This window comes from Celeribacter sp. ULVN23_4 (genome assembly GCF_054788345.1).
In genome coordinates this window covers 1-20780 of record NZ_JBTVYO010000008.1, presented here as the reverse complement: position 1 = coordinate 20780, position 20780 = coordinate 1, and the positions used below count along the sequence as shown (strand labels likewise).

Annotated in this window: 22 protein-coding genes; 14 read left to right on the top strand and 8 right to left on the bottom strand. The window is 58.9% G+C overall.

Annotated features, from left to right (window positions below; genetic code table 11):
- The first annotated feature begins 276 nt into the window (after window positions 1-276).
- The 5 genes from ACYBHZ_RS15775 (at window position 277) to ACYBHZ_RS15755 (ending at window position 4064) form a co-directional block, all read left to right on the top strand.
- Window positions 277-900, top strand: a complete 624-nt coding sequence (locus ACYBHZ_RS15775; protein ID WP_460275249.1) for an ATP-dependent Clp protease proteolytic subunit — start codon at window positions 277-279, stop codon at window positions 898-900.
- A 303-nt stretch (window positions 901-1203) separates the two neighbouring features.
- Window positions 1204-2472 carry an ATP-dependent Clp protease ATP-binding subunit ClpX gene (gene clpX, locus ACYBHZ_RS15770; protein WP_460275248.1) on the top strand — a complete coding sequence of 423 codons (1269 nt, stop codon included), beginning with the start codon at window positions 1204-1206 and terminating at the stop codon, window positions 2470-2472.
- 187 nt (window positions 2473-2659) lie between these two features.
- Window positions 2660-3043 (top strand): NADH:ubiquinone oxidoreductase subunit NDUFA12, encoded by a 384-nt coding sequence (locus ACYBHZ_RS15765; protein WP_460275247.1) that lies wholly within the window; start codon window positions 2660-2662, stop codon window positions 3041-3043.
- The gene (gene mlaD / locus ACYBHZ_RS15760) at window positions 3043-3504 is read left to right on the top strand and encodes an outer membrane lipid asymmetry maintenance protein MlaD (RefSeq protein WP_460275404.1); all 462 of its coding nucleotides are present in this window, start codon (window positions 3043-3045) and stop codon (window positions 3502-3504) included. The genes ACYBHZ_RS15765 and mlaD overlap by 1 nt, the downstream gene beginning before the upstream one ends.
- Window positions 3501-4064: a DUF2155 domain-containing protein gene (locus tag ACYBHZ_RS15755; protein WP_460275246.1), complete on the top strand. Its 564-nt coding sequence runs from the start codon at window positions 3501-3503 to the stop codon at window positions 4062-4064. Before mlaD ends, ACYBHZ_RS15755 begins: the two co-directional genes overlap by 4 nt.
- On the opposite strand, the gene aat is transcribed toward ACYBHZ_RS15755, so the two are convergent.
- From aat to accB, 3 genes are all read right to left on the bottom strand, one after another.
- A complete protein-coding gene (aat, locus tag ACYBHZ_RS15750) occupies window positions 4027-4665 on the bottom strand; it encodes a leucyl/phenylalanyl-tRNA--protein transferase (protein WP_460275245.1) in 639 nt (212 codons plus the stop codon). The genes ACYBHZ_RS15755 and aat overlap by 38 nt on opposite strands.
- Window positions 4666-4742: 77 nt before the next feature.
- Window positions 4743-6089, bottom strand: a complete 1347-nt coding sequence (accC, locus tag ACYBHZ_RS15745; RefSeq protein ID WP_460275244.1) for an acetyl-CoA carboxylase biotin carboxylase subunit — start codon at window positions 6087-6089, stop codon at window positions 4743-4745.
- 11 nt (window positions 6090-6100) lie between these two features.
- On the bottom strand, window positions 6101-6589 hold the full coding sequence (gene accB, locus ACYBHZ_RS15740; RefSeq protein WP_460275243.1) for an acetyl-CoA carboxylase biotin carboxyl carrier protein: 489 nt from the start codon (window positions 6587-6589) through the stop codon (window positions 6101-6103).
- 299 nt (window positions 6590-6888) lie between these two features.
- On the opposite strand from accB, the gene ACYBHZ_RS15735 reads away from it, so the two are divergent.
- Window positions 6889-8226, top strand: a complete 1338-nt coding sequence (locus ACYBHZ_RS15735) for an NAD(P)-dependent oxidoreductase (RefSeq protein WP_460275242.1) — start codon at window positions 6889-6891, stop codon at window positions 8224-8226.
- A 3-nt stretch (window positions 8227-8229) separates the two neighbouring features.
- Entirely contained in the window at window positions 8230-9531 is a 1302-nt protein-coding gene (preA, locus tag ACYBHZ_RS15730; RefSeq protein WP_460275241.1) for an NAD-dependent dihydropyrimidine dehydrogenase subunit PreA, read from the top strand.
- A 202-nt stretch (window positions 9532-9733) separates the two neighbouring features.
- On the opposite strand, the gene ACYBHZ_RS15725 is transcribed toward preA, so the two are convergent.
- Window positions 9734-10339: a hypothetical protein gene (locus tag ACYBHZ_RS15725; RefSeq protein ID WP_460275240.1), complete on the bottom strand. Its 606-nt coding sequence runs from the start codon at window positions 10337-10339 to the stop codon at window positions 9734-9736.
- Between the two features lie 117 nt (window positions 10340-10456).
- Window positions 10457-11077 (bottom strand): TetR family transcriptional regulator C-terminal domain-containing protein, encoded by a 621-nt coding sequence (locus ACYBHZ_RS15720; protein WP_460275239.1) that lies wholly within the window; start codon window positions 11075-11077, stop codon window positions 10457-10459.
- A gap of 424 nt (window positions 11078-11501) precedes the next feature.
- Here ACYBHZ_RS15720 and ACYBHZ_RS15715 point away from each other — a divergent pair, with 424 nt between their 5' ends.
- The 7 genes from ACYBHZ_RS15715 (at window position 11502) to ACYBHZ_RS15685 (ending at window position 18371) form a co-directional block, all read left to right on the top strand.
- A complete protein-coding gene (locus tag ACYBHZ_RS15715) occupies window positions 11502-12749 on the top strand; it encodes a Zn-dependent hydrolase (protein WP_460275238.1) in 1248 nt (415 codons plus the stop codon).
- A gap of 72 nt (window positions 12750-12821) precedes the next feature.
- Window positions 12822-14273 carry a dihydropyrimidinase gene (gene hydA / locus ACYBHZ_RS15710; RefSeq protein WP_460275237.1) on the top strand — a complete coding sequence of 484 codons (1452 nt, stop codon included), beginning with the start codon at window positions 12822-12824 and terminating at the stop codon, window positions 14271-14273.
- Between the two features lie 99 nt (window positions 14274-14372).
- Window positions 14373-15149, top strand: coding sequence for an ABC transporter ATP-binding protein (locus tag ACYBHZ_RS15705; protein ID WP_460275236.1), 777 nt, complete (start codon window positions 14373-14375; stop codon window positions 15147-15149).
- 91 nt (window positions 15150-15240) lie between these two features.
- The gene (locus ACYBHZ_RS15700; protein WP_460275235.1) at window positions 15241-15681 is read left to right on the top strand and encodes a GNAT family N-acetyltransferase; all 441 of its coding nucleotides are present in this window, start codon (window positions 15241-15243) and stop codon (window positions 15679-15681) included.
- Window positions 15678-16547, top strand: coding sequence for an ABC transporter permease (locus tag ACYBHZ_RS15695; protein WP_460275234.1), 870 nt, complete (start codon window positions 15678-15680; stop codon window positions 16545-16547). Before ACYBHZ_RS15700 ends, ACYBHZ_RS15695 begins: the two co-directional genes overlap by 4 nt.
- Complete coding sequence (locus tag ACYBHZ_RS15690; RefSeq protein WP_460275233.1) at window positions 16544-17320, top strand: ABC transporter permease; 777 nt, start codon at window positions 16544-16546, stop codon at window positions 17318-17320. Before ACYBHZ_RS15695 ends, ACYBHZ_RS15690 begins: the two co-directional genes overlap by 4 nt.
- Before the next feature lie 67 nt (window positions 17321-17387).
- Window positions 17388-18371, top strand: a complete 984-nt coding sequence (locus ACYBHZ_RS15685) for an ABC transporter substrate-binding protein (RefSeq protein WP_460275232.1) — start codon at window positions 17388-17390, stop codon at window positions 18369-18371.
- A 92-nt stretch (window positions 18372-18463) separates the two neighbouring features.
- On the opposite strand, the gene ACYBHZ_RS15680 is transcribed toward ACYBHZ_RS15685, so the two are convergent.
- The 3 genes from ACYBHZ_RS15680 to ACYBHZ_RS15670 form a co-directional block, all read right to left on the bottom strand.
- Window positions 18464-19099 carry a PRC-barrel domain-containing protein gene (locus ACYBHZ_RS15680; RefSeq protein WP_460275231.1) on the bottom strand — a complete coding sequence of 212 codons (636 nt, stop codon included), beginning with the start codon at window positions 19097-19099 and terminating at the stop codon, window positions 18464-18466.
- A gap of 138 nt (window positions 19100-19237) precedes the next feature.
- On the bottom strand, window positions 19238-20116 hold the full coding sequence (locus ACYBHZ_RS15675; RefSeq protein ID WP_460275230.1) for a GNAT family N-acetyltransferase: 879 nt from the start codon (window positions 20114-20116) through the stop codon (window positions 19238-19240).
- Window positions 20117-20423: 307 nt separating this feature from the next.
- A partial coding sequence (locus tag ACYBHZ_RS15670) for an AMP-binding enzyme (RefSeq protein ID WP_460275229.1) occupies window positions 20424-20780 on the bottom strand: 357 nt, incomplete at its 5' end.

Sequence of the window (20780 nt, the reverse complement as noted above, 5' to 3'; positions counted from 1 at the left end):
TTCAAAAATTTTGTCTAAATTTGAGGCAAAGCGGCAACACCGGATGCAAGGCAATATGCTTGGTCGTGTTTCTGCGCTAAAGTTCGGGGTGTAACACGCTGTTTTTAAATGAATCAGCAAGGTCGTCAGGGCGATCCGCGCTTGTCGCTGTGCGGAAAAGGCGCAAGCCGGTCAGCGCTCAACGCGCAGGCGCTCTTGCAGCCCCCCCGGTCCAATACTAAGACTCGGGTAACACTTACGAGCTAACACATCAGTTGATACAACAGGCAGGGCCCGATGAAAGATCCGATTGATACCTATATGAACACCCTCGTTCCCATGGTGGTCGAACAGACGAGCCGTGGCGAGCGCGCCTACGACATCTTCTCGCGCCTGCTCAAAGAGCGCATCATCTTCCTGAACGGCCCGGTGCATGACGGCATGTCCTCGCTGATCTGCGCCCAGCTTCTCTTCCTCGAAGCGGAAAACCCGAAGAAAGAGATCGCCATGTACATCAACAGCCCGGGCGGTGTCGTGACCTCCGGTCTCTCGATCTACGACACGATGCAATACATCCGTCCGAAGGTCTCGACCCTCGTCATGGGGCAGGCGGCCTCCATGGGCTCGCTCTTGCTGACCGCCGGGGAAAAAGGCATGCGCTTCTCGCTGCCGAACTCCCGCGTCATGGTGCACCAACCGTCCGGTGGCTATCAGGGCCAGGCGACCGACATCATGATCCACGCGCAGGAAACCCAGAAACTCAAAGATCGTTTGAACCAGATCTACGTGAAACACACGGGTCAGGACATGAAGACGGTTGTGGACGCTCTGGAACGCGACAACTTCATGTCGCCGGAAGATGCGAAAGAGTTCGGTCTGATCGACGAGATCGTCGAAAGCCGCGCTCCGCTGGAAGATTGATCTAAGGATTGATCTCCTGTCTGCGGCGGGGCTTGTGACCGCCGCGGGCCAAAACCGGAGGAGGTTGGCTTTTTGGGCATGTGGGCGAAAGAGATTTTGCCATTGTACCCGAAAAATCGCTGTCCTACACTTCCGGGGACGCAAAAGGATTTGCGCCAAGAGAGGCCGGGAGATTTCTCGGGGATGTTCATTTGGTGCGAAGCGGTTCGGTGAGGGCCGAAAACCGACACATGATACAATCGTCCGGACATGTTCGGGCGGAAAGGCAACGTTAGAGGGTCCGTGAGGGCTCAGGGGAATGTGATGAGCAATTCATCCAGTGGCGACAGCAAAAACACGCTTTACTGCTCTTTCTGCGGCAAGAGCCAGCATGAGGTGCGCAAGCTGATTGCGGGGCCGACCGTTTTCATCTGTGATGAATGTGTCGAACTTTGCATGGACATCATCCGTGAGGAGACCAAGACATCCGGTCTGAAATCCTCCGAGGGCGTGCCTTCGCCGAAAGAAATCTGTCAGGTTCTGGACGATTACGTGATCGGTCAGGCGACCGCGAAACGCGTGCTGTCTGTTGCTGTGCACAACCACTACAAACGTCTCAACCACGCCGCCAAGGGCGCGGGGGATATCGAGCTTGCGAAGTCGAACATCCTGCTGATCGGCCCGACCGGTTGCGGTAAAACCCTTCTGGCGCAAACGCTTGCTCGTATTCTCGATGTGCCGTTTACGATGGCGGACGCGACCACCCTGACCGAGGCCGGTTATGTGGGCGAAGATGTCGAAAACATCATTCTCAAACTGCTTCAGGCCTCCGAATACAATGTCGAACGCGCGCAGCGCGGCATCGTCTATATCGACGAGGTCGACAAGATCACCCGCAAGTCCGACAATCCTTCGATCACTCGCGACGTGTCGGGCGAGGGCGTGCAGCAGGCGCTACTGAAAATCATGGAAGGCACTGTCGCCTCCGTGCCGCCGCAGGGCGGGCGCAAACATCCGCAGCAGGAATTCCTGCAAGTGGACACGACGAACATCCTGTTCATCTGTGGTGGCGCTTTTGCTGGTCTCGACCGGATCATCGCGCAGCGCAACAAAGGCACGGCCATGGGCTTTGGTGCCGATGTGAAGAACGACGATGATCGCGGCGTGGGCGAGCTGTTCAAAGAGCTTGAGCCCGAGGATCTGCTGAAATTCGGTCTGATCCCGGAATTCGTCGGTCGTCTTCCGGTACTCGCAACGCTTGAAGATCTTGATGAAGACGCGCTTGTCACCATCCTGACCGAGCCGAAAAACGCGCTGGTGAAACAGTATCAGCGCCTGTTCGAGCTTGAAGACACCAAGCTGAGCTTTACTGAAGAGGCGCTGTCGGCCATCGCCAAACGCGCGATCGAGCGTAAAACCGGTGCACGGGGCCTGCGCTCCATCCTTGAAGACATCCTGCTCGACACGATGTTCGAGCTGCCGGGCATGGACAATGTCTCCGAGGTCGTTGTGAACGAAGAGGCCGTTGGCTCTGACGCGAAGCCGTTGATGATCTTCTCCGAAGGGAAAGCCAAGGAAGCGACGGCGTCCTGATCCTCAGCACTTCGGTGCGCCCATGATCGGAAACTGAAAAGATTGCAGTCCCCGCCCTGATCGGCGGGGTTTTGCTTTGCGGCGGGGCGGGCGTTCAAATCCCCGTTTGCCCGGTGCTGCCCTCTGGACCTTGTCGTGCGGATGGTCCATAGAAAGAACCAAGCGAAATTCGAAAGGTGACGACGTCATGGGGATTTTGAACACGGCACTGCGGTCTCTCATCTGGTGGAAAGATGGGACCATCGGCACCCAACTTTTCACATGGCGCCACGGCGTTAAAGTTGGCGAAGACGCGCAGGGCAACAAGTTCTACCGCAACGAGGCGGATACTCGCCGCTGGGTCGTCTACAATGGCGATATCGAAGCCACGCGTGTCAGCCCTGACTGGCATGGCTGGCTGCATCACACTTTCGCAAACCATCCGGGTCACGAACCGCTCGACCACAAGCCTTGGGAAAAGGAACATGTGGAAAACCTGACCGGTACGCCCGCCGCCTATGCCCCCGCAGGGTCCATCCGTCGCGCGCATCCGGTGGAGCGCAGTGACTACGAGGCATGGCAGCCCGAATAATGGCGGAGAATCCGACAGAGGTCGCCGTCGGCGCAGGTGTGATCGCTCTTGCGCTTGGCTTTCTGGTTTACACCGGACAGGTCACCGGCATCGGGGCCTCTGCGCCCGACCATTACCAACTGACCGCCTCCTTCCGCTCTGCCGAAGGGATTTCGACCGGCACCGACGTGCGTTTGGCCGGGGTCAAGGTTGGCACGGTCACGGGGCTTGATCTCAACCACGACACGTTCCGCGCAGAGGCAAATCTGACGCTCGATGGCGATGTGCTGTTGCCGGATGACACCGCGGCGATGATTTCTTCCGAAGGCCTTCTGGGCGGAAACTTTGTCGAACTTGTGCCGGGCGGCTCGATGTTCAATTTCGAAGACGGTCAGGTGATCGCCGACACGCAAGGCTCGGTCAGCCTGATCAACCTTCTGCTGAAATTCGTCACAGGAAGTGACGACAGGAGCACTGAATGATCCGTTCCGTGATGATCTTGACGGCAGCGCTTTCTGCGCTGAGCCTGCCTGCCGTGGCGCAGGACACCGGTTTCGATGACGATCTCGAAACAGGGCTCGACCAGATTACGATCACGCCGCTCGACGAGAACACCAATGTCGGTGGCTTTGGCGCTGGCGGTCTGTCGCTTGAGGATTTGCAAAACCTGCCGAACAGTGGTTTTCAGCAGGAGTTGCAGGACATCACCACAGAAGTGCAGGAAAAGGTCGTTGACGCGACCGGCGGGACCGTGCGGGCGCTCGATAAGCTCACCGGCAAGGTCGAGGATTTGGCGCTGGCAAAAGGCGAGACCCAGACCTTTGGTCGAATTGCCGTCACACTGGATGATTGCCGCTATCCTGAGAACAACCCGTCAGGCGATGCTTACGCCTATCTCATTGTGCGGACCGAGGACGAAGAGGGGGCGGTGTTTTCTGGTTGGATGATGGCGTCGAGCCCGGCTCTGAACGCGATGGATCATCCGCGTTACGACATCTGGCCGCTCACTTGCGCACTTCCGACAGAACAAGCTCAGGAGTGAGCGGACGGTCCAGTGCTGTGATATCGGCCTGTGTTTCCAAAGCTTTGCGCAGCAGCGCGTGATACTGAACACGGGGGATTTCGATCCCGCCGAGACTGGCAAGATGCTCGGTCAGGAATTGCGTGTCGAACAGTGTGAACCCCGTGAGGCGCAAGCGTGCCACGAGATAGGACAGCGCCATTTTCGAAGCATTCGTGACGCGTGAAAACATGCTTTCCCCGAAGAACGCTGTGCCCAGAGCCAGCCCGTAGGTGCCGCCGACAAGACGATCTTCCTCCCAAACCTCAATGGAATGACCGAACCCCATCTCATGCAATTGGCCATAGAGATCAAAGATCGTGTCGTTGATCCAGGTTTCCTCCCGGTCGGCGCAGCCCTCCATCACCCCCATGAAATCGCGGTCGAGTGTGACGCTGTAGCGCTCCTGCCGGATCACGCGCGCGAGTGAGCGGGAGATATGAAACCCGTCCAGAGGAATGATGCCGCGTTCGCGGGGATCGACCCAGAACAGGCTGTCATCATCCCGGCTTTCCGCCATCGGAAAGACGCCGTTGGCATAGGCTTGCAGGATCAGTTCCGGGGTGAGTTCGACGTGGTTCATGGGGCGACTTTGGCGCTGTTCTCGGCAAAAGAAAAGGCCGCCTGAAAAGGCGGCCTTTGTCTGTGATGTCAAAGGGCTTAGCCGAACTGGGCGGCGAGCCATTTTTCCAGCCAGTGGATGTTGTAATCCCCGGTCTGGATGTCCTTGTCTTGCAGCAGCGCATGGAACAGCGGCACCGTGGTGTCCACCCCGTCGATGATCAGTTCGCCAAGCGCACGGTCGAGACGTGCCAACGCTTCGTCGCGGTCGCGGCCATGGACGATCAGCTTGCCGATCAGGCTGTCGTAATAGGGCGGGATGGAGTAGCCGGCGTAGAGCGCCGAGTCCATCCGCACACCAAGACCGCCGGGCGCGTGGTACTGCGTCACCTTGCCGGGGCAGGGTGCGAAGTTCGGCAGGCGTTCTGCGTTGATCCGCACTTCGATGGCGTGGCCGTCGATCGTGAGATCGTCTTGCGAGAAGGACAGTTTTTCGCCGGACGCGACGCGAATCTGTTCACGCACGAGATCCTGACCAAAGATCGCCTCGGTCACCGGGTGTTCCACCTGAAGGCGGGTGTTCATTTCGATGAAATAGAACTCGCCGTCCTCATAGAGGAATTCGATGGTGCCCGCGCCGCGATAGCCCATTTCGCCAATCGCCTTGGCGCAGATGCCGCCGATGCGGGCGCGTTCTTCCGGGCTGATGCAGGGGCCGGGGGCCTCTTCAAACACCTTCTGGTGACGTCGCTGAAGCGAGCAGTCGCGCTCACCAAGGTGCACGCCGCCGCCTTGGCCGTCGCCGAACACCTGCACCTCGATGTGACGCGGCTTCTGGAGATATTTCTCCATGTAGACCTCGTCATTGCCGAAGGCGGCTTTTGCTTCGGAGCGAGCGGTGCGGAAAGCGACTTCAAGCTCGGCTTCCGACAGGGCGACCTTCATGCCGCGACCACCGCCACCAGCGGTGGCTTTGATGATGACCGGATAGCCCATCTCGGCTGCGGTCTTCTTGGCGGTTTCCACGTCCGGCACACCGCCTTTGGAACCGGGCACCACCGGGATGCCGAGTTTTTCTGCGGTGTCTTTCGCGGTGATCTTGTCGCCCATCTGACGGATATGTTCCGCAGACGGTCCGATGAAGGTCAGGCCGTGATCTTCCACGATCTGCACGAAAGCGGCGTTTTCCGACAGGAAGCCGTAGCCCGGGTGGATCGCCTGCGCGCCGGTGATTTCACAGGCGGCGATGATCGCCGGGAAGGACAGGTAGGATTGAGCCGAGGAATTCGGGCCGATGCAGACCGCTTCGTCGGCCATGCGCACGTGCATGGCGTCGGCGTCGGCGGTGGAGTGCACGGCAACCGATTTGATGCCCATCTCGCGACAGGCGCGGATCACCCGGAGGGCAATCTCGCCACGGTTGGCAATGAGGATTTTATCGAACATCGGGAGGCCCCTTATTCGATGATCATCAAGGGGGCGCCGAATTCGACCGGTTGGCCGTCATCCACGAGAATGCGCTTCACGGTCCCGGATTTCGGTGCCGGGATGTGGTTCATGGTCTTCATCGCTTCGACGATGAGAAGGGTCTGACCTTCGGAGACCTGATCGCCGATCTTCACGAACGCGGCAGCGCCGGGTTCCGGGGAGAGATAGGCGGTGCCCACCATCGGGGAGGCAACTGCGTTCGGATCCTCGGCAGGATCGGGGGTGTTCGCTGCGACCGGAGCGGCAGCAGGTGCTGCGGCTGCGGGGGCGGCTGCGACCGGTGCCGGTGCGGCGACGGTTTGCACCACTTGTTGCGGAGCTGCGCGGCTCACACGGACATTCAGGCTGTCGTTGTCGCCATATTCGCGCATGACTTCGAGTTCGGTGAGTTCATTTGCGCTGAGGAGTTCTGCAAGCGCCTGGATGAAAGCCACGTCGGCGTCGTTTTGCTTTGTCATATGTTCCACTCGGGTTATGGCCCGCCCGGCTGTCATTTTCGTCGATGGGCCCGGGCTGATTTGTCTTCTGTCCCACGTATATAGGCGCTGTGACGTTGCGTGAAAACCCGATTTCCGGCGTTCCGACCTCTCGGATGCGGGGAACCCTGCCCATGATTTGGGCGGTTGCGCATTATTATGTGGCATAGCGTTGCGGGAAAGTTCGAAAATGACCGACTCTTAAATTTTACCGCTTGATAAAAAATGATCTCCTGCCACGCTGAATCACAAGACAAGCCAGCCAACAGGGAGCAAGCTTCATGTCCAACACGCCGTTGACGTTCGGGATTCAGGCCGGACGCCTGCCAGCGGAGAGCTATCAGGCGCAGTTTTCCGATCTGCACCCGGTGCTCGCTCACCACGAGGCGCTGGTGGCCGCTGATCGCTGCTACTTCTGTCACGATGCCCCGTGCATGACCGCCTGTCCGACCTCGATCGATGTGCCGTTGTTCATCCGCCAGATACTGACGGGCACGCCGGAAGCGGCGGCAAAGACCATTCTGGAGCAGAACATTCTGGGTGGCATGTGCGCCCGTGTCTGTCCGACGGAGACCCTTTGCGAAGAGGTCTGCGTGCGCGAAGTCGCCGAAGGCAAGCCGGTGGAGATCGGCCGTCTGCAACGCTACGCCACCGATGCGTTGATGGCGCAAGGTGTCCATCCGTTCGCGCGCGAAGAGCCGACCGGCAAGACCGTCGCCGTTGTGGGGGCGGGGCCTGCGGGCCTGTCTGCGGCGCATCGTCTGGCGCTGAAGGGCCATGACGTTGTGATGTTCGATGCGCGTCCGAAATCCGGGGGGCTGAACGAATATGGCATCGCCTCCTACAAGGCGCCGGAGGGCTATGCCCAGAAAGAGATCGATTGGTTGATGCAGATCGGCGGAATTACGGTCGAGACGGGCAAAAAGCTCGGCGACGGGCTGACACTGGACAGCCTCAAGTCCGAGTATGACGCGGTGTTCCTCGCCATTGGTCTGGCCGGCGTCAACGCGCTGCGCGCAGAGGGTGAAGATAAGAACAACGTGGTGGACGCCGTCGATTTCATCGCGGAGCTGCGTCAGGCCGATGATCTGTCGAAACTTCCCATTGGGCGAAGTGTTGTGGTGATCGGTGGCGGCATGACCGCCGTGGACGCCGCCGTTCAGGCGAAACTTTTGGGCGCGCAGAACGTCTCTATGGTCTATCGCCGGGGCCGCGCGCGCATGTCCGCCTCTGCGTATGAACAGGATCTCGCGACCTCGAAGGGCGTGCAGATTTTCTACAACGCCGCCCCCGTTGCGGTGTATGGCAACGGCACCGTGGCCGAGGTTGAGTTCGAATATACGTCGGAAGAGGGCGGCAGCCTGAAGGGCACCGGCGAGACCTTCCGCCTGCCTGCCGATCAGGTGTTCAAGGCCATCGGCCAGACCCTCGACGGTGCGCCTGAGGGGATCGATATCACCGGCGGTAAGATCGCGGTGGATGCCGTTGGGCGGACCTCGATTGAGGGCGTCTGGGCCGGGGGCGACTGCGCCTCGGGCGGCGAAGACCTGACCGTGACGGCGGTGGCCGAGGGCCGCGATGCCGCAGAAGACATCCACGCCAAGCTGATGGAGGGCTGAGCCATGGCCGATCTGACAAGCACTTTTTGTGGCATCAAAAGCCCGAACCCGTTCTGGCTGGCCTCCGCGCCGCCGACCGACAAGGAATATAACGTCCGCCGCGCTTTTGAGGCCGGTTGGGGCGGTGTGGTCTGGAAAACACTGGGCGAGGAGGGGCCGCCTGTCGTGAATGTCAACGGGCCGCGATACGGCGCCATTCACGGCGCGGATCGTCGTCTTCTCGGGCTCAACAACATCGAACTGATCACAGACCGCCCGCTTGAAGTGAACCTCGAAGAGATGACGCGGGTGAAAAAGGACTACCCGGACCGCGCGCTGATCGCCTCCGTTATGGTGCCCTGCGACGCTGAGAGCTGGAAAACCATCATTCCGCGTATTGCAGAGACCGGTTGTGACGGGTTCGAGCTGAACTTCGGCTGTCCGCATGGCATGGCAGAGCGCGGCATGGGTTCCGCCGTGGGGCAGGTGCCGGACTATATCGAGATGGTGACGCGCTGGTGCAAGGAGACGACCGACCTTCCGGTGATCATCAAACTGACGCCGAACATCACCAATATTCTCTACCCGGCCGAGGCCGCTCTGCGGGGCGGGGCGGATGCTGTGAGCCTGATCAATACGATCAACTCGATCACCTCCGTGAACCTCGACAGCTTTAGCCCGGAGCCGATGATCGACGGCAAAGGCACGCATGGCGGCTATTGTGGCCCGGCGGTGAAACCCATCGCTTTGAATATGGTGGCCGAGATCGCGCGCAATCCGGAGACGGCGTCCCTGCCGATTTCGGGCATCGGCGGCGTGACCACATGGCGCGATGCGGCGGAGTTCCTCGCGCTTGGTGCCTCAAACGTGCAGGTCTGCACGGCGGCGATGACCTACGGGTTCAAGATCGTGCAGGAGATGATTTCCGGCCTCTGCCAGTACATGGATGAGAAGGGCTTTACCTCTGTCGACCAGATTTCCCGCCGTGCGGTGCCGAATGTCACCGATTGGCAATATCTCAACCTGAACCATGTCACCAAGGCGGTGATCGATCAGGACGAGTGTATCAAATGCGGACGTTGCTATGCGGCCTGTGAAGATACGTCCCACCAAGCCATCGAGATGAGTGCGGATCGTGTTTTCACCGTGAAGGATGACGAATGCGTTGCCTGTAATCTCTGCGTCAATGTCTGTCCGGTCGAAGACTGTATCACCATGAAAACGCTTGAAAAGGGTGAGCTGGACGAGCGCACGGGTCGGAAGGTCGGCGACTATGCCAACTGGACGACGCATCCGAACAATGTGGCGGCGTGTTCGGCGGAATAATCTTAGCGCGCGGTGGGGAACCTGCCGCGCGATTATAGACAAATGTTTTGGCCCCGAGGCAGCAATCGCTGTCGGGTGTGCTTTGAACACAAAGACTTACTGGACCCCGTGCTTGATCCCTTGGCGCGGGGTACTTTTTATTCAGCGCTTTGCTGCGTAGTGAGATGGTGTGCGATGGGTCATTCTTGAGCCATCGGGGGCACTAGCCTTCATATGGTGTTGGCAGCACCGCCGCAGGTCCGGCAACGCGGGCCTCCGGGCCTTGGTCCTCGGACACAGCCGCATTGATCGGCGCATTGATCGCCGCGCTGTCTTCCGCGTCGCGTTCTGAGGTCGTCGAACTGTCGCTCAAAGCCTCTGTCGGCTTGGGCACTGGTTCGTTCGCGTGACGCGAGGCGGTCGTCGCCGGAGCGATTGCGGCCTCGTCCGTGCTTTGGCTCCGTTTTGCGGCCAGTTCAGCGATGGTGTTGCGCAGGTCAAGTTCGACTTCGAGTACGGAGGCTTGAAACGCCGGTGTCGGACCGACGAGAATATCGTCGGGCAGATCGGGGTCATACGCCGTATGTGCGCTCTGATCTTCGGACATGGATGTCCTGCGCGCCGACGTGGCAGACGCCTCGTCAGTGGTTCGCTCATAGGAGAGTTTGGTGCCGTTCTGGCCGGGAAGCTCGTTCCCTTTCGTATATGTCGCCGTTCCATTCAGCGCGGTTTTCGCGACCTGGGGAACGGCAGGTTCCGGCGGATCAGGAGGTTGCCGGAAGGCAAATCCACCTCCACCGAAAGACGGCACGCCCGTTAAATTGGTCATGCTCAAGCTCCTTGTTCCAGGAGCCCCCACCATCCTTCTTTATAATAGGGTATGGTATCCCAAGTGTTAACGGCACCTGGGGTTTTGGTGTTTTTTGTGTCTTTGGTTAACGTCGTCTCAGGTCGGGGTGAGCATCCGGCGGAACAGCGTATCAAGATGCGCGCGGGCGTCTTCGAAATGGCTGTCACCTTCAGGATGCAGGATGCCACGGATCTGTGCGTCGAAATCGGCGTAATGCTGCGTCGTGGCCCAGATCGAGAAGAGCAGATGCGTCGGGTCGACCGGCGCGATGCGCCCGGTGGAGACCCAACCCTCAATCACCTTGGATTTCTCTTCGACCAGATATTTCAGTTCGCCCTCGATCTTGTCCATGATGTTGGGCGCGCCCTGAACGATCTCATTGGCAAACAGGCGGCTCTCACGGGGATATTCCCGCGCCATCTCCAGTTTGCGGAGCACATAGGCCATGATCTCTTCGACAGGCTCGCCCTCGGCCTGCATTTTGCGCAGGGGATCGAGCCAGGTCTGCATCAAACCATCGATCAACTCGCGGTGTATGGCGACTTTCGAAGGGAAATAATAAAGCAGGTTCGGTTTTGAGAGCCCCGCCGCCTTGGCGATCTGGTCGAGAGTCGAGCCTCTGAAACCATGTTGGGAAAAGACGTCCAAAGCGGCTTCCAGAATGGTTTCCGTGTTCTTTTTCTGGATTCTCGTCCGTGGTTGGCGTCGCGGAGCCATGCGTTACCGTCCCTTTTTATGAGTTATTATTGCTATGAGTTAGCGCATCACGTTTTCTAAAAAAAGCGTCAAAGCACAAAATTTGGTGCCTGTGACCTGCTCGGTGTGTCCTGCTTGCACTGTACACAGAGGTGCAGGCTGCCTGTGAAGATATCATTCCAATTTATTTATGGTATCGTCTGCGCACAGTTTTCAGGTTCCGATCTCCAAACCGGAGACTCACTTCAAGACATTCGATGGTTTTGCGCCTTTGCCCCGAGGTGAGCGGTCTATCAATGGTGACTTCTGTGACGTTTCTGCTTATTTTTTATTCAAAGGATCAGGAATTCGGCGAAACCCGATAGTGCCATGGAAAATTCTTTGCAATCTTGGAAGTGGGGCAGCCAATGTATTGACCAAATGGTCAATATCTCAGGAGGGTCCTATGGGCACCGATCACAATCTTAAAATCAACTCCGAACGTCTTTGGGACAGCTTGATGGAGATGGCAAAGATCGGGCCGGGCATCGCCGGAGGGTGTAATCGCCAGACTTTGACCGACGAAGACGCAGATGGCCGCAAACTGTTCCAGACATGGTGTGAAGACGCGGGTATGACCATGGGGGTCGATGCTATGGGCACGATGTTCATGACTCGCGAAGGCACCGATCCGGAAGCACTGCCGGTCTATGTTGGCTCCCACCTCGACACCCAGCCGACGGGCGGGAAATACGACGGTGTTCTGGGTGTTCTGGGCGCGCTGGAAACCGTGCGGACGATGAATGATCTTGGCATCAAGACGAAACACCCGATCGTTGTGACCAACTGGGCCAACGAAGAGGGCGCACGTTTTGCACCGGCGATGCTGGCCTCCGGTGTCTTTGCTGGCAAGCACACGATGGATTACGCCTATGCGCGGACCGACCTCGAAGGCAAAACCTACGGTGAGGAACTGGAACGCATCGGTTGGAAAGGCGACGAGGAGGTCGGCGCCCGCAAGATGCACGCCTATTATGAGCTGCATATCGAGCAGGGGCCGATCCTTGAGGCCGAAGGCAAAGACATCGGTGTTGTGACCCATTGTCAGGGTTTGTGGTGGCTCGAATTTACGCTCACGGGCAAAGAGGCGCATACCGGTTCCACCCCGATGGCGATGCGCACCAATGCGGGTCTGGCCTTTGGCCGTATCCTTGAGATGGTGCAGGACGTGGCGATGGATCACCAACCGAATGCCGTGGGCGGTGTCGGTCAGGTGCAATTCTCCCCGAACTCCCGCAACGTGCTGCCGGGCACCGTGGTCTTTACGGTCGATATCCGCACGCCGGACCTCGAAAAACTCAACAAGATGCGCGCGATCATCGAAGAACGTGCTGCCAAGATTTGCGACGAGATCGATGTGGGTTGTTCCGTGGAAGCCGTGGGTCACTTCGATCCGGTGACTTTCACGCCAGAGCTCGTCTCCAATGTGCGCAATGCGGCGGAAAAACTGGGCTATTCGCACATGGATATCGTCTCCGGCGCGGGCCACGACGCCTGCTGGGCTGCCGCTGTTGCGCCGACGACGATGGTCATGTGCCCCTGTGTCGATGGTCTGTCGCACAACGAGGCCGAAGAGATCACGCCGGACTGGGCGGCTGCGGGCACAGATGTTCTGTTGCACGCGGTGCTTGAAACCGCTGAGATTGTCGAGTGAGTATTTGAGCTAAGAAGAAGCAGAGACGCGCCGGGAGACCGGCGCGCCGCTTTTGCCAACAAGGAGAGACTTATGAGCAAGGTGATCAAGGGCGGTACGGTTGTGACCGCGGATCTGACCTACAAGGCAGACGTGAAAATCGAAGACGGCAAAATCGTTGAGATCGGGCCGGACCTGACGGGCGACGAAATTCTCGACGCGACCGGCTGCTTTATCATGCCCGGCGGGATCGACCCGCACACCCACCTTGAGATGCCTTTCATGGGCACCCATTCCTCGGATGATTTCTACGCAGGCACCCGCGCGGCATTGGCCGGGGGCACCACGATGGTCATCGACTTCGCGCTGCCTGATCCGGGGCAATCCCTGCTCGATGCAATCAAGGTCTGGGACAACAAATCCGCCCGCGCTTGCTGCGATTATTCCTTCCACATGGCGATCACCTGGTGGTCCGAGCAGGTCTTCGACGAGATGAAGACCGTGACCGAGAAGGGCATCAACACGTTCAAACACTTCATGGCCTACAAAGGCTCTCTGATGGTGAACGACGATGAGATGTTCGCCTCCTTCAAACGCTGCGCCGAATTGGGCGCAACGCCGCTGGTCCACGCTGAGAACGGCGATCTTGTGGCTGAAATGACTGCGAAGCTTCTGGCTGAGGGCAACACCGGGCCGGAGGCGCATGCCTATTCCCGCCCGTCGCAGGTCGAAGGCGAAGCCACCAACCGCGCGATCATGATCGCCGACATGGCGGGCGCGCCGCTCTATGTGGTGCACACCTCTTGCGAGGAAGCCCACGAAGCCATTCGCCGCGCCAAGATGAACGGCAAGCGCGTCTGGGGTGAACCGTTGATCCAGCACCTCGTGCTCGATGAGTCTGAGTATTTCAACGAGGACTGGGACCACGCCGCACGCCGTGTGATGTCGCCCCCGTTCCGCAACAAAAAGCACCAAGACAGCCTCTGGGCGGGTCTTGCCTCCGGGACGCTGTCCTGCGTCGCGACCGACCACTGTGCCTTCACCACCGAGCAGAAACGCTACGGCGTTGGCGACTTCTCGAAAATCCCGAACGGGACGGGTGGGCTTGAGGACCGCATGCCGGTGCTCTGGACCAAAGGCGTCGAAACCGGACGGATCACGATGAATGAGTTTGTGGCCGTAACCTCCACGAATATCGCGAAAATCCTGAACTGCTACCCGCAGAAAGGCGCGATTTTGGTGGGTTCGGATGCCGATATCGTCGTGATGGACCCGTCCATGTCGAAAACCATCGAAGCGGAAACGCAGGCCTCCTCCATCGATTACAACGTCTTCGAGGGGGTCGAGGTCACCGCGCTGCCGCGCTATGTTCTGACCCGCGGCTATGTGGCGGTGGACAACGGGGAGTTGAAGGCCAAGGAAGGTCACGGCGCGTTCGTCGCCCGCGACCCGAACGCCACGGTGAACACGGCGCTCTCCAAATGGAAAGAGCTGACCGCGCCGCGTCCGGTCGAGCGAGCGGGCATTCCGGTAACAGGGGTCTGATCTAGGCAGATAAGTTTGGGGCAGGGCCGCTGAACGGCCCGCTCTGTTTTAAGGGGACAGTTCGGGATAAAGCCCGGCAAGAACAAAGACATAAGCCAAATGAAAAAGCCAGTGATTGACGCACAGGGTGTGGACCTGACGTTCCAGACGAACGATGGTCCGGTGCATGCGTTGAAAGATGTGAACCTCCAGATCGACAAGGGGGATTTCGTGTCCTTCATCGGCCCGTCGGGTTGCGGTAAAACGACATTCCTGCGCTGTATCGCCGGGCTTGAAACGCCGACGGGCGGCAAGCTCACGGTCAACGGGCTGAGCCCGGATGAGGCCCGCAAGGCGCGCGCTTACGGCTATGTCTTCCAAGCGGCGGGGCTTTACCCTTGGCGCACGATTGCGGGCAATATCAAACTGCCGTTGGAAATCATGGATTTCCCGAAGCAGGATATGGACAAACGCGTCGAGAAAGTGCTCGATCTCGTGGACCTCAAAGGCTTCGGCAAGAAGTTCCCCTGGCAGCTTTCCGGCGGCATGCAGCAGCGGGCCTCCATCGCTCGCGCACTGGCGTTTGACGCGGAAATTCTTCTTATGGATGAACCCTTTGGCGCGCTGGATGAGATTGTCCGCGACAAGTTGAACGAAGAGGTTCTCAAGCTCTGGGCGCGCACCAATAAGACCATCGGTTTCGTGACGCACTCGATCCCCGAGGCTGTATATCTATCGACGAAAATCGTCGTCATGAGCCCGCGTCCGGGCCGGATCACCGATGTGATCGAGAGCACGCTGCCGAAAGAGCGCCCGCTTGAAATTCGCGACAGCGAGGAGTTTATCAAAATCGCCCACCGTGTCCGTGAGGGCCTCAGAGCGGGGCATGGGGAATGAAGGTGATTTCGGTGAAAACCGCTGTCGGCAAAGTGTCGGACTTGCGTCGGACTTTTGTCGGGCACGCGGCAGCTGATCTGCGAGGCCGCCTATGAGCACGCAGATCAGAGAAGCCACCCGCGACGATATTCTCGACATGGCGAAAATCGTCGTGGCTTGGGAGCGCGAAACCTCGTGGATGCCGGAAGGCACGTCGGAAGACATGATCGTCGGGCTGATGGACGAAATGTTCGACTCCCGCGAAATGTATGTCGTGACGGACGCAGTCTCTGGGCAAGTCGAAGGCTATATGTCAGTCGATCCTATGGCGCAGAAACTCGGTGCGATTTATTTGCAAAAGACCGGGCAGGGTCACGGCAAGGCGCTGATTGATCGGGCCAAGGAGGGACGGGAGTTCCTTTGGCTGCAAACGCACCAGCCGAACGTGGCGGCGCATCGGTTTTACGAGCGTGAGGGATTTGCGATCACCGATGAGCTGTCGCCGGAAGCTCCGGGCGAACCTGCTCAATATCGTATGGAGTGGCGCGCATGAATAAGATCATCCCCATTCTCACCGTCCTCGCGGTTCTGGTCGTCGTCTGGTACGGCGCTGCGATCAAGATGAACAGCACATGGACCTATGATCAGGCCGAGCGCGCAGGCACCGAGGTGACATTTGGCGCGTTGGTGTCTGATACCATGTCCCAATCGCGCCCGCTTTTGCCTGCGCCGCATCAGATTGTCTCGGAGCTTTGGAAAACCACGGTTCAAAAGAAGATCACCTCAAAACGCTCGATGGTCTATCAAGGCTCGATCACGCTAAAGACCACGCTTCTCGGCTTTGGTTTCGGCATCGTGATCGGCATCGTGCTGGCGACGATCATCGTGCTGAGCCGGGTGGGGCGCTTGACGCTCATGCCTTGGGCGATCATTTCGCAAACCATTCCGATTGTGGCGCTTGCGCCGATCATCGTGGTGCTGTCGAACGCGGCCGGGACCGGCACGCTGATGGTGCCCAAAGCGATCATCGCGGCTTACCTCAGCTTCTACCCGGTCATGGTGTCGATGGTGAAAGGCCTGCAAAGTCCCGATCATATGCAGCTTGACCTGTTGCGCACCTATGGCGCGTCGCAAAGCGAAGTGTTCTGGAAGCTCCGTCTGCCGTCTTCGATGCCGTATTTCTTCGCCTCGTTGAAAGTCTCCGTCGCGGCGGCCTTTGTCGGTGCCGTGGTGGCCGAGCTGTCCACCTCCGCGATTGCCGGTCTTGGCGCGCGGATGCTGATCGGCTCGCAGTTCGGCGAACCGATGATCATGTGGGCGGCGCTCTTCGCGGCGGCGATCCTCGCGGCTATTCTGATTTTCCTCGTCGGCAGCTTTGAAAAGCTGGCCCGGCACCTGATGGGAGGGCGCACCGCATGAGCCGTCCGGATACGACATTCGAAAAAATCGCGTGGCCGGTGGGCTTTGGTCTCGCTGTGCTGGTCCTTTGGGAAGTCATCGTGCGGGTGTTTGGCATCTCTCCGGCGATCCTGCCCCCGCCCACGGCGATTGCCGCAGCGATGGCGCGTTCGGGCCCGATCCTTTGGGTGGACTGGGTGCAGACCGTGGTGAAAGGCGCGCTCAACGGGCTCTGGATGGGCACTTTGGCCGCTCTGATCGTGGCGCTGATCATCGATCGGTTCGACTTCCTGAAGCGCGGGCTTTTGCCGGTGGCGAACTTCTTCGCCGCACTGCCCATCGTAGGCCTCGCGCCGATCATGGTGATGTGGTTCGGGTTCGACTGGCAGTCCAAAGCCGCTGTGGTCGCCGTGATGGTGTTCTTCCCGATGCTGGTGAACATTCTCGGCGGTCTCGCCGCCGTCGACCCGATGCATCGTGACCTGATGCGGACCTATGCCGCCTCGCATGTGCAGACTCTGCACAAGCTGCGCGGTCCGGCCGCTCTGCCGTTCCTGTTCAACGGTTTGAAAATCGCAACGTCTCTGGCGCTGATCGGGGCGATTGTTGCTGAATATTTTGGCTCTCCGATCCGGGGCATGGGCTTTCGCATCACGACAGAGATGGGACGCTTGGCAACGGATATGGTTTGGGCTGAGATTGTGGTGTCCGCAGTGACCGGCACGGCGCTTTACGGCATCGTGGCGGGCATCGAAAAACGGGTGACCTTTTGGCACCCCTCACAACGCGGGTGATCTCGCGCAATCAAAGGCACGAGGGGGAATACCTCGGCCATTTCGACAACTTGGAGGTTGTAAGACTATGAAGAAGTTCCTGACGAGCGCTGCCGCTCTTGCCACGATGGCGTCCGGTGCGTTTGCCGCAGACGATGTGACGCTGCAGCTCAAATGGGTGACCCAAGCTCAGTTCGCCGGCTATTACGTCGCGTTGGAAAAAGGGTTCTATGAGGAGGAAGACCTGAACGTGACGATCAAACCGGGCGGCCCCGATGTGGCTCCGGTTCAGGTTCTCCTGGGCGGCGGCGCCGATGTCATGGTCGACTGGATGCCCTCCGCTCTGGCTGCCCGTGAAAACGGTGCGCCAGTGGTGAACATCGCACAGCCCTACAAATCGTCGGGCATGATGCTGACCTGTCTGAAAGAAACCGGCATCACCGGTCCGGAAGACTTCCCGGGCAAAACGCTTGGCGTTTGGTTCTACGGCAACGAATATCCGTTCCTGTCCTGGATGGGCAAGCTCGGCATCCCGACCGACGGCTCCGAGGGCGGCGTGACCGTTCTCAAACAGGGCTTCAACGTCGATCCACTGTTGCAAAAGCAAGCCGCCTGTATCTCCACCATGACCTACAACGAATACTGGCAGGTCATCGATGCTGGCATTTCCGCCGACGATCTGATCACCTTCAAATATGAAGATCAGGGCGTTGCGACCCTCGAAGATGGTCTCTACGTGCTCGAAGACAGCCTGTCTGATGAGGCGTTCAAAGACAAAATGGTGCGTTTCGTGAAGGCCTCCATGGAAGGCTGGAAATATGCCGAGGAGAACCCGACCGAAGCTGCAGAGATCGTGCTTGAGTACGATGAAACCGGCGCGCAGACCATGAAGCACCAAGAGCGTATGATGACCGAGGTTGCCAAGCTGACCGCTGGCTCCAACGGTGCTTTGGATGTGGCGGACTACGATCGCACCGTGGCATCGCTGCTGTCCGGTGGCTCCGATCCGGTGATCACCAAGGAGCCGGAAGGCGCCTACACGCTGGAAATCACCGACGCTGCGCTCAAATAAACGCTTGATCATGTGAAGAAAAATACCCCCGCCCGGAGGACCGTCCGGGCGGGGTTTTATGCGCGAAGGGGGGGCTTATTTTGCGTGAAGCCTTACGACTGCATCGCCTGTTCCAGCGTCATCTCACCGTCCACCTCATTGTAGGCGGAGACATCAACGTCCGGCATGGCCTCAAGTTCGGTTTTGGTGACCCCTTCGATCATCACGGTGCTGTCGTCGACCATGGCAAATTCATCAACCGGCACCAGCACATCGTGTTCTGCGATGCCGAGGAAGCCGCCCATTCCGACCACGGCCATGGTGTCGCCCTCGGCGGTGACGATTGCGTCAATCTCACCCACATCAGATCCATCGTCCGACAGGACCTTGGTCCCGGTGATTTCGGTCACGGTCTCGTCGCCAAAGGTCGTGAGCGCGTCGGCCAGTTTTTCGGCGCCGGATTTGGTCGCATCCCAAGCGTCAGAGGCTGCATCTCCTGCGGCCTCGGCCATGTCAGATGCACCGTCCTTGGTCTCTTGCCAAATCTCAGAGCCGGTGTCTTCCGCCGTTTCAACACCATTTTCAATGTCGGCGCCAAGCGTGCTGTCCGCCTCTGTACTCTGCTCGATGGTGACGCCGTCAGAGGTGACATCGGCCTCCGTCTGGGTCGAGATTTCAGCCAATGCCGGCGTGGCCAGCAAGGTGATCGCGGCTGCAGTGGTCATCAGTTTCTGCGTCAGGGTCTTCATTGTATTCTCCTCTCAATCATGCGTTTGCATGTGGTATGGAGAGACAATGAACGGGGGCGGCTCATTGTTCCGTAAAAATATTTGAAAAGCGCGCCTTCTTTTTGTTTATTTTTTAAATACAGTTGATTAGCGTATCATTTACATCAAGGCTGCGGGGGAGAGAACGCGGGCTGTTGCCCCGGTGCGGAGCTTGAAACGCGCCAAATTCGGCGCGCGGCGTGTGTCGATTGTACCGAGATCAAGCCGCCTGATGCCCTCAAGTTTCAGCCGTTTGATTGCCTCCCAAAGGATCAGATTATGCGCATTCACCGCCCGTCCGCGCGGACCGGTGTGGCCGATCTGATACGTGGCGGAATTTCCATGCAGGATGAACAGCATGAACGCGTCATCCGCCTCGAAAAGCCGAAGGGATTTCGGCGCAACATCCTGAATCGCCAAGGCAAACTCTGGAGGGAGGCCGCGATAGCGCCGCTGCACCTGTTGATGTTTCTCCAACATGAGGTAAGGGCGCAGAACCGAGGGGGATGGCGCGAGTCGGATCACGCGCAGTTCCGATTTTTCGGCCTTTTTCAGAGCGTTGCGCCATTTTCCATTGAGGCTGAGCCGCATGTCGGACAGGTTCGGGCGCAGGTCAAGCTCGACCACTTCCGGCGGGGCGGAGAGGCCAAGGTGGCCAAGCGAGCCGCGCAGGCGCTGATCCGGGCTCATGAACTTCACCCCCAAGGGTAGGGCGCGGCGCAGGTCTTTCACGACACTGCGCTGGGTCTCCGTTCCCGGTGCCGCGGTGAAAAACAGGGGGCCTCGTAGAGCGACACTGACATGGAGGCCCATAAAGGGGCGCAATACCATCTGCGCTAGAGCGACCGGGGTGCTGCGCTCATAGATGCAGAGCCGGCGGGCATCACGTCCGATCCGCTTCGCCGCCTCGCCATACAGCCATCGCTGAGAGAGCGGGGCCTCAACCGCATCGGCTAGCTCCTCCCACACAGACTCATCTATGATCTCACGTGTTTCCATGACTGATGCTGCGCAGATGAAAGTTAACTTTCTCTTTTCATCTGCGGACGACGTCGCGAAATTTCTGTGGATAGACCGGGATTGCGACAATTTTAATGAATTGTCGGGGTCGCACGCATCGGAATTAAGCGTTTCGAAAGGATTTGCGTGCAGGTTTTGACGGCGATGTTTTGTCGTGCTGGTCACATAAGGAGTAATGAGGGGAGGTTATTGCAAAATGAAAGGCCGCCCACAGGGGGCGACCTTTGCGATATTGTTACAGATGTTCGTTTGGGGCGCTAAGTTCAGGGTTCGAACTTTTTGGGCTTTACCCATTCGCGCTGTACATCGAATTGCTGATCAACTCCTCGACGACAGCGGGTTCGGCGAGGGTTGAGATATCGCCGAGGGAGCCAGTGTCGTTCTCGGCGATTTTACGCAGGATGCGGCGCATGATTTTGCCAGAGCGGGTTTTCGGCAGACCGGGCGCCCATTGGATGAAGTCCGGCTTGGCGATCGGGCCGATCTCGGTGCGGACCCATTTTTCGAGTTCCTTGCGCAGGTCCTCGGAAGGCTCCACGTCGTTCATGAGCGTGACATAGGCGTAGATGCCTTGGCCCTTGAGCTCATGCGGCATGCCGACCACGGCGGCTTCGGCGACCTTGGCGTGGGCGACGAGGGCAGA

Coding starts and splice junctions, on each gene's coding strand:
- ACYBHZ_RS15775 (WP_460275249.1), top strand. CDS start 277: ATGAAAGATCCGATTGATACCTATATGAACACCCTCGTTCCCATGGTG.
- clpX (WP_460275248.1), top strand. CDS start 1,204: ATGAGCAATTCATCCAGTGGCGACAGCAAAAACACGCTTTACTGCTCT.
- ACYBHZ_RS15765 (WP_460275247.1), top strand. CDS start 2,660: ATGGGGATTTTGAACACGGCACTGCGGTCTCTCATCTGGTGGAAAGAT.
- mlaD (WP_460275404.1), top strand. CDS start 3,043: ATGGCGGAGAATCCGACAGAGGTCGCCGTCGGCGCAGGTGTGATCGCT.
- ACYBHZ_RS15755 (WP_460275246.1), top strand. CDS start 3,501: ATGATCCGTTCCGTGATGATCTTGACGGCAGCGCTTTCTGCGCTGAGC.
- aat (WP_460275245.1), bottom strand. CDS start 4,665: ATGAACCACGTCGAACTCACCCCGGAACTGATCCTGCAAGCCTATGCC.
- accC (WP_460275244.1), bottom strand. CDS start 6,089: ATGTTCGATAAAATCCTCATTGCCAACCGTGGCGAGATTGCCCTCCGG.
- accB (WP_460275243.1), bottom strand. CDS start 6,589: ATGACAAAGCAAAACGACGCCGACGTGGCTTTCATCCAGGCGCTTGCA.
- ACYBHZ_RS15735 (WP_460275242.1), top strand. CDS start 6,889: ATGTCCAACACGCCGTTGACGTTCGGGATTCAGGCCGGACGCCTGCCA.
- preA (WP_460275241.1), top strand. CDS start 8,230: ATGGCCGATCTGACAAGCACTTTTTGTGGCATCAAAAGCCCGAACCCG.
- ACYBHZ_RS15725 (WP_460275240.1), bottom strand. CDS start 10,339: ATGACCAATTTAACGGGCGTGCCGTCTTTCGGTGGAGGTGGATTTGCC.
- ACYBHZ_RS15720 (WP_460275239.1), bottom strand. CDS start 11,077: ATGGCTCCGCGACGCCAACCACGGACGAGAATCCAGAAAAAGAACACG.
- ACYBHZ_RS15715 (WP_460275238.1), top strand. CDS start 11,502: ATGGGCACCGATCACAATCTTAAAATCAACTCCGAACGTCTTTGGGAC.
- hydA (WP_460275237.1), top strand. CDS start 12,822: ATGAGCAAGGTGATCAAGGGCGGTACGGTTGTGACCGCGGATCTGACC.
- ACYBHZ_RS15705 (WP_460275236.1), top strand. CDS start 14,373: ATGAAAAAGCCAGTGATTGACGCACAGGGTGTGGACCTGACGTTCCAG.
- ACYBHZ_RS15700 (WP_460275235.1), top strand. CDS start 15,241: ATGAGCACGCAGATCAGAGAAGCCACCCGCGACGATATTCTCGACATG.
- ACYBHZ_RS15695 (WP_460275234.1), top strand. CDS start 15,678: ATGAATAAGATCATCCCCATTCTCACCGTCCTCGCGGTTCTGGTCGTC.
- ACYBHZ_RS15690 (WP_460275233.1), top strand. CDS start 16,544: ATGAGCCGTCCGGATACGACATTCGAAAAAATCGCGTGGCCGGTGGGC.
- ACYBHZ_RS15685 (WP_460275232.1), top strand. CDS start 17,388: ATGAAGAAGTTCCTGACGAGCGCTGCCGCTCTTGCCACGATGGCGTCC.
- ACYBHZ_RS15680 (WP_460275231.1), bottom strand. CDS start 19,099: ATGAAGACCCTGACGCAGAAACTGATGACCACTGCAGCCGCGATCACC.
- ACYBHZ_RS15675 (WP_460275230.1), bottom strand. CDS start 20,116: ATGGAAACACGTGAGATCATAGATGAGTCTGTGTGGGAGGAGCTAGCC.